General features: G+C 44.9%; 13 protein-coding genes and 1 other RNA gene. 7 read left to right on the top strand and 7 right to left on the bottom strand.

Annotation, left to right across the window (positions count from 1 at the left end):
• Positions 1 to 194: 194 nt before the first annotated feature.
• From OCU87_RS02505 to OCU87_RS02495, 3 genes are read right to left on the bottom strand one after another with little or no spacing between them, the layout of a single operon-like run.
• Positions 195 to 1,406: an FAD-dependent 2-octaprenylphenol hydroxylase gene (locus tag OCU87_RS02505; RefSeq protein ID WP_261857774.1), complete on the bottom strand. Its 1,212-nt coding sequence runs from the start codon at positions 1,404 to 1,406 to the stop codon at positions 195 to 197.
• Positions 1,407 to 1,408: 2 nt separating this feature from the next.
• Positions 1,409 to 2,602: a 2-octaprenyl-6-methoxyphenyl hydroxylase gene (gene ubiH, locus OCU87_RS02500; protein ID WP_261857773.1), complete on the bottom strand. Its 1,194-nt coding sequence runs from the start codon at positions 2,600 to 2,602 to the stop codon at positions 1,409 to 1,411.
• Positions 2,603 to 2,620: 18 nt separating this feature from the next.
• Positions 2,621 to 3,268 carry a UPF0149 family protein gene (locus OCU87_RS02495; protein WP_261857772.1) on the bottom strand — a complete coding sequence of 216 codons (648 nt, stop codon included), beginning with the start codon at positions 3,266 to 3,268 and terminating at the stop codon, positions 2,621 to 2,623.
• Positions 3,269 to 3,559: 291 nt separating this feature from the next.
• On the opposite strand from OCU87_RS02495, the gene zapA reads away from it, so the two are divergent.
• From zapA to serA, 5 genes are all read left to right on the top strand, one after another.
• The gene (zapA, locus tag OCU87_RS02490; protein ID WP_062692811.1) at positions 3,560 to 3,862 is read left to right on the top strand and encodes a cell division protein ZapA; all 303 of its coding nucleotides are present in this window, start codon (positions 3,560 to 3,562) and stop codon (positions 3,860 to 3,862) included.
• 7 nt (positions 3,863 to 3,869) lie between these two features.
• A non-coding RNA gene (gene ssrS, locus OCU87_RS02485) (6S RNA) lies at positions 3,870 to 4,053 on the top strand.
• Between the two features lie 104 nt (positions 4,054 to 4,157).
• A complete protein-coding gene (locus tag OCU87_RS02480; RefSeq protein ID WP_261857771.1) occupies positions 4,158 to 4,757 on the top strand; it encodes a 5-formyltetrahydrofolate cyclo-ligase in 600 nt (199 codons plus the stop codon).
• A gap of 225 nt (positions 4,758 to 4,982) precedes the next feature.
• Complete coding sequence (rpiA, locus tag OCU87_RS02475) at positions 4,983 to 5,642, top strand: ribose-5-phosphate isomerase RpiA (RefSeq protein ID WP_094958284.1); 660 nt, start codon at positions 4,983 to 4,985, stop codon at positions 5,640 to 5,642.
• A gap of 298 nt (positions 5,643 to 5,940) precedes the next feature.
• A complete protein-coding gene (gene serA, locus OCU87_RS02470; protein ID WP_062692813.1) occupies positions 5,941 to 7,170 on the top strand; it encodes a phosphoglycerate dehydrogenase in 1,230 nt (409 codons plus the stop codon).
• Positions 7,171 to 7,283: 113 nt separating this feature from the next.
• On the opposite strand, the gene OCU87_RS02465 is transcribed toward serA, so the two are convergent.
• Complete coding sequence (locus OCU87_RS02465; RefSeq protein ID WP_261857770.1) at positions 7,284 to 7,988, bottom strand: oxidative stress defense protein; 705 nt, start codon at positions 7,986 to 7,988, stop codon at positions 7,284 to 7,286.
• Positions 7,989 to 8,132: 144 nt separating this feature from the next.
• Positions 8,133 to 9,029 carry a LysR family transcriptional regulator ArgP gene (locus OCU87_RS02460; protein ID WP_062692817.1) on the bottom strand — a complete coding sequence of 299 codons (897 nt, stop codon included), beginning with the start codon at positions 9,027 to 9,029 and terminating at the stop codon, positions 8,133 to 8,135.
• Between the two features lie 166 nt (positions 9,030 to 9,195).
• On the opposite strand from OCU87_RS02460, the gene OCU87_RS02455 reads away from it, so the two are divergent.
• Together OCU87_RS02455 and OCU87_RS02450 are read left to right on the top strand one after the other, a co-directional pair.
• Entirely contained in the window at positions 9,196 to 9,828 is a 633-nt protein-coding gene (locus OCU87_RS02455; RefSeq protein WP_062692819.1) for a LysE/ArgO family amino acid transporter, read from the top strand.
• Positions 9,818 to 10,324, top strand: coding sequence for a YbaK/EbsC family protein (locus tag OCU87_RS02450; protein ID WP_062692821.1), 507 nt, complete (start codon positions 9,818 to 9,820; stop codon positions 10,322 to 10,324). The genes OCU87_RS02455 and OCU87_RS02450 overlap by 11 nt, the downstream gene beginning before the upstream one ends.
• Positions 10,325 to 10,396: 72 nt before the next feature.
• Here the strand turns inward: OCU87_RS02450 and mscS are convergent, their stop codons facing one another.
• Positions 10,397 to 11,281, bottom strand: coding sequence for a small-conductance mechanosensitive channel MscS (gene mscS / locus OCU87_RS02445; RefSeq protein WP_062692823.1), 885 nt, complete (start codon positions 11,279 to 11,281; stop codon positions 10,397 to 10,399).
• A gap of 248 nt (positions 11,282 to 11,529) precedes the next feature.
• Positions 11,530 to 12,606, bottom strand: coding sequence for a class II fructose-bisphosphate aldolase (gene fbaA / locus OCU87_RS02440; RefSeq protein WP_062692825.1), 1,077 nt, complete (start codon positions 12,604 to 12,606; stop codon positions 11,530 to 11,532).
• Positions 12,607 to 12,746 lie beyond the last annotated feature (140 nt).

Here is a 12,746-nt window from a genome sequence, read left to right as displayed (position 1 = left end):
TGTCAAAACGCGCTGTATATACAGGAAGGGGCTGTGCATTATTCACACATAAATGCACTGATAATGAATGTAGATTAAAAGTACCAAATAGGACAAATTTGTTCGATTCTATATATAAAACAGATATAAAAAAGCCGCGATACAGGTCTCTGTATCGCGGCTTTTCTGGTTATCTATTTCAACACATTTGTTAATTAGCGGTACTTGGCAAGGTCCGGTAATGAGCCTGATAAACCCAGTGCGCGACGCATAAATTCATCTTTTACACCTGGCGCAGTATTGGCAATCAATATACCTAAATCACGTACTAACTTTTTGGCTGGGTGGCTACCATCAAACAAGTCACGAAACGCCTGCATCGCCGTGATCATTTTAGCCGCTTCCGCTTTACGCCAGCGCTCATAATTACGTAAGTTCGTACGTTTGCCTATATCTTGCTGCTGTTGCCATAACGTTTTGATTTCTTGAGCAAGGCTTGCAGCATCAAGTAAACCAAGGTTAACCCCTTGACCCGCTAGCGGATGAATCGTATGGGCTGCATCGCCAACCAATGCGATACGCTCACGCACAAAATCACGGGCGTAGCGCATTTTCAGAGGAAACGCCTGACGCTCTCCTTCCACCTGACAAAGCCCTAATTTACCGTCAAAAGCAGCAACCAGTGCTTTATTAAATTCCGCGTCATCTAACGCACATAACTCTTGTGCTTTATCTGGCGAGACTGACCATACAATCGAGCATAAATCAGGCTCATGCAAGGGTAAGAATGCCAACGGACCTTCTGGGCGGAAGACTTGACGAGCCGTATTATCATGCGGTTCAGTACAGCGAATATTCGCAACAATCGCACTATGACCGTAATCCCAATGCGTTAAAGGGATCGACATTTGGTTACGTAGCCATGAGTTAGCACCGTCTGCGCCCACCACTAATTTAGCGGTTAGACTTTGACCAGATTCAAGACTCAGCCATGCTTCTGTTTCACCAAATGCGATATTATGGCAACGCTCTGGCGCCAACAATGTCACGTTATTAAGCTGCTTTACACGGTCGAGTAAAGCGAGTTGAATCGTTCGATTTTCAACAATGTGACCTAAGTTTGGCTGAGCTAAACGGGCAGCATCAAAATCGATACAAGCAAAACTATCTTGTTCCCACACCTGCATTTTTGAATACGGTGCAAAGCGACGAGCCTCAATACCCGGCCAAACACCAACATTACGTAAAATACGCTCACTCGCTCGGCTTAACGCTGATACGCGTACATCGGGTAAATCAGATAGCTCAGGTTCAGGTAATTTACCTTCAATCACCGCAACTCGCAGTTCGGTATCCGCTAACGCAGCCGCTAGCGTTAATCCAACCATTCCACCGCCGATAATGGCGACATCAACACTTTGCATCATGATTATCTTTCTACCTGTCCCATGGCACGCCTGATCAGCGGTGCTTTTAACGAATCAACAGCACTCATGGCCATTAAACCTAAATTTCGTCCTGCCACTAATGGCAAACTGTCATTGGCAAACAATCCGACTAATCCTGCCGTCATGGTGATTGTCGCTTGGCGATCAGGCTGGCGGCGCTGACGATAACAGCTCAACATTGCTGTTCCACCAATATCGCGACCTTGCTCGAAAGCCGTAACGATTTCTTCTGCCAATGTCATGACATCTCGCACTCCAAGGTTAAAACCTTGGCCTGCAATAGGGTGTAAAGTTTGCGCCGCATTACCCACTACCGCGACACGATGAGTCGTAATGCGTTTAGCCTGACGCAGTAACAGAGGGTACGAAGCTCGTTGGCCTGTTTTAACCATCGCTCCTAAGCGCCAACCAAATGCCTGTTGAAGCTCAGTCAAAAATTCATTGTCGCTCCAGTTCATCACTTGCTGCTGATGTTCTGGTTTAATGCACCACACTAACGAACTGCGCCCGTCAGACATTGGCAGTAAAGCAACAGGGCCGTAAGGGGTGAACCGCTCGAAAGCACGACCTTGATGACGTTCTGACGTCGTCACATTCGCAATCACCGCCACTTGCTCGAAATCATGCTCTTCACGTTCGATACCCAGCATCTCACAGCAACCAGAGAGCGCACCATCAGCAGTAACCAGTAATTGAGTGACGATCTGCTCACCAGCATTCAATGTGAGTGTGACACTGTCTTGCTGCCGTTCAATGCCCACGATGCTATTGGGACAATACATAGTAACTTGCTGACACTCAGTTAAATGCTGGTGGAAGATGCGTCCGGCATCAGCCAACTCAATCACATAACCCAGTGCATCAACTGCTTGTTGCTGCGCACTCAAACGGACAATGCCAGCATGACCTCGATCAGAGACGTGAATATTAGAGATCGCAGTCGCCTCTTGACGCAATGCAGGCCACACGCCGATAGTATCTAACAATGCGGCAGTCCCAAGCGATAATGCGATACAGCGCGAATCATACCCGGGGTGGCTATCTAACTGAGGTTCAACGGCTTCAACAACAGCGACTCTCAAACCTTGCTGGCTGAGGGTATCGATCGCCATAGCTAACGAGGCTCCAGCCATCGCGCCCCCCGCAATCACCACATCAAAGTGCTTCACATTCATCCCTTACTTCAAATTGGATCAGTGTAACGTTGGCTCATCATCCGCAGGCATACCAGGAATATTCGGCTGCTCAACAGATTCAGGTCGTTGGCCTAAACCAACTAAACAACTCAGTACACACTCAGGAACATACGCAATAATCTGTTCTAGTAGCAGTGCTTGCTCTTCCATGTCTTCATCTTCATTGATGCCAAGCTGAGCAATTTCTTCTAGTGCCGCCACCGCTTCAGTAACGTCTGGGGTTAATTCAGCTTTTTTCATCCCCATCAGGCCCATACCTGAGATGAAATTAGTTACCCACTCACTCAATGCCTCCGCTCGCACATCAAGCGCCTCGTCTTCAGCGGGCAGTAATAACGTCACTTCGAATTGGCTTTCTGCCAATTCAGCAGCAGTCGAGGTAAATAAAACTTGTGCCATGCTGTGCAACTCACCAGAAGCGGCATCAAAGACTTGGCGAACAGTGGCTTTCGCACTGTCTAGTAACGGATCGCCTTGGTTAGCATAATCGCTCACTGCCGCGACCCAACTTTCATCCGATACCGTTAAACCACCACAAATCATGCCCATCAATAAGCCATGAAGCTCAGACGGTGATACCGCTAAACTGTGATTTTTTAGTTCACTATCAAGAACATTGTAAGCGGGTAGTTTTGCTTCACTCATGCGGTGATTACCTTATCTAGATTGGCGTAAATCGTTATTGTGGTATGCTACCACTTATACCTTGCGGCATAAATAACGAGGGTGCCCCCAGTTGTGATTGAACCATCATAGTGGTTATCATTTGGGTGATGTTTACACCAGACTGCCTATTAACTGAGTAGTCAAACGGTGTTGAACCGCAAAGCACCGCGTGTATGCTTGCATGTTCAAAGGGCTTTATTCTATATTTACTCCTAAGCGCAAGCAGGGTGTAACTTAAGACACGCTGACACGGAGCAGATAAGAGACTTTATGAGTAATCAGGCAGTTGAAATCAAAATTCTCGGTCGTACCTTAAAGGTAAACTGTCCTACAGGCCAAGAAGCAGCTCTTATTGCTGCTGCCGAAGATTTCGATCAGCGTTTAACAACATTGTCCGAACGCACCAAAGTCTCTAATCCAGAACAACTTTTGATGTTCGCGGGGCTTAACATTTGCAGTGAATTGCATAGTGATCGCCGAGAAAAAGACAATAAAGACGATGTTTTATCCAATCGTATCAATCAATTAGCAGAAACGTTAGATAAAGCATTGCAAAATCAACCAAAGCGTTGATAATGAATTGACCCTGGGGTGCTCGTTAGTGAATCAACGTCCCCGAGCCGATAAGCAAATACCCAGGATTGGCTTTTTTATTAGCTATTGAGCATGCTCAGCCCGACTGAGAAGCCTACGGTTAATGTTGCTGATCCACCTTGAACATCTGGTTCAAGGGCTTAGATTTACGACGGCACCTTGGGGCATACCTTTTCTATGAGGTTGTACAAAGTTAGGCTGTAGATATACGCCGTACCGCTCTTCCCTTTTTGACACAATCTATTACCGGTTCACTTTCGTCATTGGATGACCTATGAGCTCAACGGTTACACTTTCTTCTCGTCAACACATTCGCCAACAGATCCGTTCTCGTCGTCGCGCTCTCTCTATTGAACAACAAAGCCAAGCCGCTCAACAGTTGCTGAATCAATGCCAACAATCACCTCACTTTACTCAAGCTCAGCATATCGCACTGTACCTATCTAACGATGGTGAAGTCAGTACCCAACCACTAATAGAGTGGTTATGGCAACAAGGTAAATCGGTGTACTTACCCGTTTTACACCCCTTCAGCCGTGGTCATTTATTATTTTTACGCTATACCACCACCACAGCAATGACCACCAACAATTATGGTATTAGCGAACCTTGCTTGGACATTCGCCTCGTCAAACCGGCACGTGAACTTGATGTTATTTGTACGCCGCTAGTCGCATTTGATACCACAGGCCAACGGCTTGGTATGGGAGGCGGTTATTACGATCGAACGCTAGCACCTTGGCACCACTTTCGCCAATTGCCCTACCCACTGGGGCTTGCCCATGACTGCCAGCACGTCAATCAACTGCCGCATGAAATTTGGGATGTCCCCTTGCCTACGATCATTACTCCATCGCACACATTCCACTGGTAAACATAAGAAATTCGTCTTGCCTATAGCTCCAAATAAGAAAGGAAAAGCAAACGATTGGCTCAAAGCATAAAAATTCCTTCCGCTAAGTCGCTGTAATTCAAAGTCATCTTGGTTTTTATTGATGGAACAGAGACATAGGTCAACATTTTATTCTGACGAAGGCCACACTGTTAGCTATAATCAGCGCTCCCAACGCTCGTCATCATTACGACCAGGAGATATAGCATGACTCAAGATGAAATGAAAAAAGCTGCCGGCTGGGCTGCACTAGACTACGTAAAAAAAGGCAGCATTGTCGGTGTGGGCACAGGCTCTACCGTAAATCACTTCATTGATGCTCTTGAATCGCGCAAAGAAGAAATTAAAGGTGCTGTATCAAGCTCTGTCGCGTCAACTGAACGCCTAGAGAAAATTGGTATCCCTGTATTTGATGCTAACGAAGTATCAAGCCTTGATGTTTACGTTGATGGCGCAGACGAAATCAATGGCGATTTCGACATGATCAAAGGCGGCGGTGCTGCACTTACCCGTGAAAAAATCGTGGCGGCAATCGCGAAGAAATTCATCTGTATTGTTGACGATACTAAGCAAGTTGATGTACTTGGCCAATTCCCACTGCCAGTTGAAGTGATCCCTATGGCTCGCTCTTTCATTGGTCGTGAACTGGTTAAACTTGGTGGTGATCCCGTTTACCGTGAAGGCTGTGTGACTGATAACGGCAACATCATTCTTGATGTACACAACATGAAAATTACCGACGCCAAAGATCTTGAGAAAAAGATCAACGCACTACCAGGCGTAGTGACTGTGGGTCTTTTCGCAGAACGTGGCGCTGACGCCCTACTAGTGGGTAGCCCTGAAGGCGTGAAAAAATTCGAAAAGTAACCGTATTCCCGATACGTTATGTTGCTTGATTACAAAACGGCGCCCTCTGCGCCGTTTTTTATGCATTTCTTTGTAATATTCTTACCCTTATTGATTATTTTTTGATACGTTATTAACCAATATACGCTTTCAAGCTAGGCTCTATCGTATCGGACTCAATCAACCGTTCCCCTACAACCTACTTATATCCTGCTGTTTTACATCGTTTTACAGTATTTTTAGTATAACGTCCTAGGTGCTACAAATTGGATAGCTAGCGTACTTTGACTTCACTTGCGTTTTTAAGGATAAGAACCCCATGGATAATGTTTCACTGGATAAAGAAAAAATCAAAGTGCTTCTACTTGAGGGCCTCCACCCTTCAGCAATTGAAGCACTTCAACAAGCGGGTTACACCAACATTGAGTACCACAAGGGCTCATTGGCAGGTGATGAGCTAATCGAAGCCATCAAAGACGCACATTTTGTCGGGATCCGTTCTCGTACTCAACTGACCGAAGAAGTCTTTGCCGCTGCGAAAAAACTCGCAGCCGTTGGCTGTTTCTGCATCGGTACCAATCAAGTTGAACTTGAGTCAGCGACTCGTCGCGGTATCCCAGTATTCAATGCCCCATTCTCTAATACCCGTAGTGTTGCTGAATTAGTGTTAGGAGAAATCTTATTACTATTGCGCGGCATTCCAGAAAAGAACGCTAAAGCTCACCGTGGTGAATGGTTCAAATCAGCTGATGCATCCTTTGAAGCCCGAGGCAAACGCCTAGGCATTATTGGTTACGGTCATATCGGTACACAACTGGGTATTCTGGCAGAAAACCTCGGAATGCGAGTGTACTTCTACGACATTGAAAACAAGCTGTCTTTGGGTAACGCCACCCAAGTGTTCTCAATGAGCGAGCTGCTCAATAAATGTGATGTAATTAGCCTTCACGTACCTGAAACACCAGAAACACAAGACATGATGGGGGCGGAAGAGTTTGCCCGCATGAAGCCAGGCTCAATCTTCATTAATGCCGCTCGTGGTACTGTGGTAGATATTGATTCACTCTGCAGTGCACTGGAAAGTAAGCACATTGCGGGCGCAGCGATTGATGTGTTCCCTGTTGAACCAAAAACCAATAAAGACCCGTTCGAATCACCATTAATGCAATACGACAACGTATTACTGACGCCGCACATTGGTGGTTCAACCCAAGAAGCCCAAGCAAATATCGGCCTTGAAGTCGCAGGTAAGTTGGCGAAATACTCAGATAATGGCTCAACATTATCAGCGGTTGGTTTCCCAGAGGTATCACTACCTGAACATCGTGACTGCTCACGCTTACTCCACATTCACGAAAACCGCCCTGGTATTCTAAACCAGATAACAACGATTTTTGCGACAGAAGGCATCAATATCGCCGCACAATACCTACAAACTGGTGCTGAAATTGGTTATGTTGTCATTGATGTTGAAACTGAGCGTTCAGAAGAAGCTCTCGGTAAGCTCAAGCAAATTGAAGGGACGATTAGGGCGCGTATTCTACACTAAGCACTAGGTGTTGGTGTTGGTGTTAGACGCTAAGTAATATTCAGATCCTTAGATCGTAAAAGGCCGCATGTAATCATGCGGCCTTTCTTGTTCCATTATCGCTGGGACTGAGTTTAATCAATCAGCTTAAATACCACGTCGACACGATCTTTAATCACCAGCTGATCGTTTTGGTAACTCTCAGCAGCATCGTTTGCTGAGTAAGCAGCCATACGCGCTTGAGCATAATAAGGCTGCGCATTTTGTGTCAGGTAGGTAATTTTCCATACCCCGTCTAAGCTTTCACCAAAGCCACTTGCGATCGACTCAGCTTTCGCTTGGGCATCTTTAATCGCTGCTAAGCGCGCTTGCTGCTTAATTTCGGTTTCTTTACTGCTTTTCAACTCAATATTCTGGATACGGTTAATACCATCAACCAAAGATCCATCCAGGTAGGTATTCAGTTTAGCTAACTGATTCACCGTTACCGTCACTTGACGATTCGCACGGTAGCCAATCAGTTTTGGCTCTTTGTTTTTCGGATAAGTGTATTCTGGGTTTAATGAAATATTTGCACTCTTAATGTCTTCGCGTTTCACGCCTTGTTTCTCTAATCGTGCCATGAAAGCCACAACCGCTTTATCAACCGCTTGCTTTGCTTCTTTAGCCGTTTCACGCTTTTCGGCGACTTCAACATGCAAAATAGCCATATCCGCAGTAACGGTCACTTCGCCGTTACCTTGAGTAACAAGATGTGGAAACGCCACATCAGCAGCAGATACATTCATAGATAGTAGTGCTGTCGCACCAAGTACAGTGGCCAGTAACGTCTTTTTCATTCTATTTCTCCTACAAGCATGAGTATGTCTTGGACAACAAATATTAGGATTTATCCTAATGAAACCGCACTCTATCAAACCACCTTTAATTTGAACAGTGTTTTATTGTAAATTTACGTCAAGATGTACGAACAAAATAAGCAATTATTGCGGTAGAACCTGCTGAGCATGCTGCACCAAACGCTCAGATAATTCAGTCAGAACCCCGCTTTCTAACGCCCAATGATGCCAGTATAAACGACGAATTAACGTAATATCTGGGGTAAGGTTTACAAGGTCGCCCGCCGCAAGTTCATCAATAATCTGTATACGAGGGATCAAGCAATATGCAAGACCTTCGGTCGCCATTTTCACAAAAGCTTCCGAGGATCGTACCGTGTGTTTCATCAAGCTGCCGACAGGTAAATTAAAGTGCTGTTGAATAAATTGTTCATGCATATCATCATGATGATCAAACGCTACCGCGGGCGCTGCAAATAGGTTATCGCGCGTCGTTCCATCAGCAAAATAACGCGCTTTAAATTCAGGGCTGGCAACACACAGAAAGTCCACTCGCCCTAAATAATCTGCAACACACCCAGGCATTGGCGTTTGATCCATGCTGATCGCCCCGACGACTTCGCCACTACGCAGTCTATCTAAGGTTCGTGCTTCATCTTCGATCAATAAGGTTAATTCGATCCGACGTGCTTTCAATAATGGACTTAAGGCTGGTAATAACCATGTTGCCAAACTATCGGCATTGGTCGCTAAAGACACCGACAATGGTTGGCTGATGTCATCAGGCGTGAGTTCAGGTAAAAGCTCTTGCTCTAGCAATCGTACTCGACGATATAGCCCTAGTAACTTTTGTCCTGCGGCGGTCGGTCGTGGTGGTTGCTCGCGGACTAACAAGGGTTGCGCCATCAGCTTTTCAAGTTGCTTGATCCGTTGAGACACCGCAGATTGTGTAATACAAAGGTGCTCTGCCGCCCGCTCAAAACCACGCTGTGCCACCACCGCATCTAATGCGGCAACCCAACGATAATCTAACCCTCTCATCAGCTTTCCTTACTTCAGTTACTCATCATTAGAGAAACTTATGATACATAAATTTTATTAGTTGTACTTAATCCTATCGCTAAGTGTACGCTTGCGCTAATCATTTCAACATACTGATACGATAGTTAGGTATGACATTAAAACACAATAATAAGGTAAGTAGAAAATGAGCATTTGGGCTTTATTACAAGGATTTGGCTTAGGCGCGAGCTTAATCATTCCAATTGGTGCACAGAATGCTTACGTTTTAAATCAAGGCATAAAACGTAATCACCATCTGACCACGGCAACCATTTGTAGTGTTTGTGATGTAATTTTCATTAGCCTTGGTATTTTTGGCGGCGGTGCACTCCTTTCAAGTAACGAAACCTTACTGACCTCCGTCACTGTCGGCGGTATTTTATTTCTACTTTTTTACGGCAGCCTATCGCTGCGTAGTGCGCTAAAACCACAAAATACAGAAGAACAAACCCAACAAGTAACAGCTCGAGGTCGTAGAGCCGTTATATTGGGGGCACTAGCTGTGACGGTACTCAACCCACATTTGTACTTAGACACTGTGGTGATTCTAGGATCGATTGGCGGTCAGTTTGAAGGCAGCGATCGAGTCGCTTTCGCCATTGGTACAATTTTCGCGTCTTTTGCTTGGTTCTATACCTTATCGATTGGCGCGGCAAAACTAGGCCCAACATTGTCAAAACCCAAGGTAAAGCGCGGTATCGATCTTGCTGTTGCCGCTATGATGCTCTTTATTGCTACTCATTTAGCCAACGGACTTTGGATACAGTATGTCGCTTAATACGTTAGAACAGATCTACCAGACCAACATCAACTTATTCAACCAAGCGGATGTACCTTATCAAGCTTGGCAACATGAACCGATTTTAGACTTCGAAACAGACGCTCGTATTGCGAATGAACTGGGTTGGACGGCATCACCAAGCAAGAGCCTATTCATGAAAATCAAAGGTGGAGGTCACTGTTTGCTCTTAACCCACCGTGATAGCCGCCTTGACAGTAAACTGGTCAAGCAAGTGGTCGGCAAGCGAGTATCTGTGTGCAGTAACGACGAAATGGTAGCGGCAACAGGTTGTGTGCCAGGGGCTGTTTGTCCCTTTGCGCTACCGGAAGACGTGATCATTTTAGTCGACCCTGTGGTCTATTTACATCAAGAACTGATGTACACACCAGGTAAACCGGATTACACCTTTGCGTTTGAGACCAAGCATCTTGATGCACTCTTAACAACTTTGCCAAATCAGGTTATTCGATTACCCGCCGATGTCCCTGCATAATCAGAACCCAATATAAAAAAATGGCGCTCATTGAGCGCCATTTTTAATGCTATCCATCAAGCAAAAACGGTATTAGCCTTCTTGCTTGTTAAGGTGCACATCCATTTGTGGGTATGGGATACCGATATTTTCTTTATCCAATTCTTCTTTAATTGCTTGTAGCAAATCAAAGTACACACCCCAGTAGTCTTCTGTATTCACCCATGGGCGAACCACAAAGTTCACAGATGAATCAGCCAGTGCTACCACACCAACAGTTGGTTCAGGATCTTTAAGCACACGAGGCTCAGCTGCAACAACGCGCGTTAAAACTTCTTTAGTCTTCTTAAGATCTGCATCGTAAGATACGCCAATAACATAGTCGATTCGACGCGTTGCATGGCGGGAGTAGTTAGTAATAGGGCTACCAATTACTGAACCATTAGGAACGACAACCATTTTGTTATCAGGTGTTTTTAGTACTGTCGAGAAAATTTGGATAGACTCAACAGAACCCGCTACGCCACCAATCTCAACGTAATCGCCAGATTTGAATGGACGGAAGCTAACAATTAATACACCCGCAGCAAAGTTAGACAGTGAACCTTGCAGCGCTAGACCAATCGCTAAACCCGCGGCACCGATCACAGCAACCACTGAAGCGGTTTGAACACCTAAACGGCCTAAAGCTGCAATTAATACGATAACAAATAGCAGGTAACGCACGAGTGAGTGAAGAAACTCAACGACTGCATCATCCATTTTTTTCTTACGCAGCACTTTCGCTACGCCATTCGCAATGCCTTTAACGATCAAGTTACCAATGAACAAAATCAGCAAAGCAGAAATTAAGTTAACGGCATACTGGACAAGAAGATCTTGGTTATCAGTAACCCAAGTACCTGCATTAAGTACGCCTGACGTTAACTCATTATCAGTAATAGTGTCGACTACCTTGTCGGCTACACTCTCGGTCATATTTACTCTCTCTCTATTAACTCGCCTATATTGGCCTATATACCCAATAGAATAATCATAAGTGACTATAACAGCGATTTTATGATTTGCGGGGCATTATCAGCCATTCTTCCCTGACAATAAAATAATAAATCTTATCGTAATGACAAAAAAATCTTATCATTTGGGTGATTTTAAATAAAAAAAAGCCCGCAAAATGCGGGCTTTTCATAAGCTTAAATGCTTTAAAGCAATAGGCGACTATAAAATTATAGTACGTCGATTGCGTTAAGGTCAGAGAATGCTTTCTCAAGACGAGTAACCATAGAAGCTTGACCAGCACGTAGCCATACGCGTGGATCGTAGTACTTCTTGTTTGGCGCAGATTCGCCAGTTGGGTTACCGATTTGACCTTGTAGGAAATCACGGTTTTCAGCTTCGTATGTACGAACGCCATCCCAAGATGCCCACTGTGTATCAGTATCGATGTTCATTTTGATAACACCGTAACCGATAGACTCTTGAATTTCTGCTTCAGAAGAACCAGAACCACCGTGGAATACGAAGTTTAGTGCGTTCGGTGCGATACCGAATTTCTCAGCACAGTATGCTTGAGAATCACGTAGGATAGTTGGAGTCAGTACAACGTTACCAGCTTGGTAAACACCGTGTACGTTACCGAAAGATGCAGCGATAGTGAAACGTGGGCTAATAGCCGTTAGTTTCTCGTATGCGTAAGCAACGTCTTCAGGAGAAGTGTAAAGCTCAGATGCGTCCATATCAGAGTTATCAACGCCGTCTTCTTCACCACCAGTACAACCTAGTTCGATTTCTAGAGTCATACCCATTTTCGCCATACGCGCTAGGTACTTACCAGAAATTTCGATGTTCTCTTCTAGTGACTCTTCAGAAAGGTCAATCATGTGAGAAGAGAAAAGAGGCTTACCAGTTTCTGCGAAGAATGCTTCACCAGCGTCTAGTAGACCGTCGATCCAAGGAAGAAGTTTCTTAGCTGCGTGGTCAGTGTGAAGAATAACTGGAACACCGTAAGCTTCAGCAACAGCGTGTACGTATTTTGCACCAGCTACTGCACCAAGGATTTGTGCGCCTTGACCTTCAAGTTTAACGCCTTTACCAGCGAAGAAACCAGCACCGCCGTTAGAGAACTGAACTACAACTGGCGCTTTAACTTTAGCCGCTGCTTCTAGAACACCATTGATAGTATCAGTGTTAACTACGTTTACAGCTGGAAGAGCAAATTTGTTTTCTTTTGCTACTTCAAATACTTTCTGTACGTCGTCGCCAGAAATCACACCAGGTTTTACAAAATCGAAGATCTTAGACATAACAATAGTCCTATTAATAACTTGTTGTCTTTGTGAATATTAAATCTTTGCAAACGTTTGCTACTGGGACAGTATTCTATAAAAACCTGACCGAATTCACAAACATTTAAATATGGGAGCACTAGGCTCCCACATTAATA

Source organism: Photobacterium sanguinicancri (genome assembly GCF_024346675.1).
Taxonomy (GTDB): Bacteria; Pseudomonadota; Gammaproteobacteria; order Enterobacterales; family Vibrionaceae; genus Photobacterium; species Photobacterium sanguinicancri.
This window is presented reverse-complemented; position numbering and strand designations above follow the sequence as displayed.

Excerpts from the sequence above, each read along its gene's own strand:
- OCU87_RS02505 (WP_261857774.1), bottom strand. The coding sequence starts at position 1,406 with ATGATGCAAAGTGTTGATGTCGCCATTATCGGCGGTGGAATGGTTGGA.
- ubiH (WP_261857773.1), bottom strand. The coding sequence starts at position 2,602 with ATGAATGTGAAGCACTTTGATGTGGTGATTGCGGGGGGCGCGATGGCT.
- OCU87_RS02495 (WP_261857772.1), bottom strand. The coding sequence starts at position 3,268 with ATGAGTGAAGCAAAACTACCCGCTTACAATGTTCTTGATAGTGAACTA.
- zapA (WP_062692811.1), top strand. The coding sequence starts at position 3,560 with ATGAGTAATCAGGCAGTTGAAATCAAAATTCTCGGTCGTACCTTAAAG.
- OCU87_RS02480 (WP_261857771.1), top strand. The coding sequence starts at position 4,158 with ATGAGCTCAACGGTTACACTTTCTTCTCGTCAACACATTCGCCAACAG.
- rpiA (WP_094958284.1), top strand. The coding sequence starts at position 4,983 with ATGACTCAAGATGAAATGAAAAAAGCTGCCGGCTGGGCTGCACTAGAC.
- serA (WP_062692813.1), top strand. The coding sequence starts at position 5,941 with ATGGATAATGTTTCACTGGATAAAGAAAAAATCAAAGTGCTTCTACTT.
- OCU87_RS02465 (WP_261857770.1), bottom strand. The coding sequence starts at position 7,988 with ATGAAAAAGACGTTACTGGCCACTGTACTTGGTGCGACAGCACTACTA.
- OCU87_RS02460 (WP_062692817.1), bottom strand. The coding sequence starts at position 9,029 with ATGAGAGGGTTAGATTATCGTTGGGTTGCCGCATTAGATGCGGTGGTG.
- OCU87_RS02455 (WP_062692819.1), top strand. The coding sequence starts at position 9,196 with ATGAGCATTTGGGCTTTATTACAAGGATTTGGCTTAGGCGCGAGCTTA.
- OCU87_RS02450 (WP_062692821.1), top strand. The coding sequence starts at position 9,818 with ATGTCGCTTAATACGTTAGAACAGATCTACCAGACCAACATCAACTTA.
- mscS (WP_062692823.1), bottom strand. The coding sequence starts at position 11,281 with ATGACCGAGAGTGTAGCCGACAAGGTAGTCGACACTATTACTGATAAT.
- fbaA (WP_062692825.1), bottom strand. The coding sequence starts at position 12,606 with ATGTCTAAGATCTTCGATTTTGTAAAACCTGGTGTGATTTCTGGCGAC.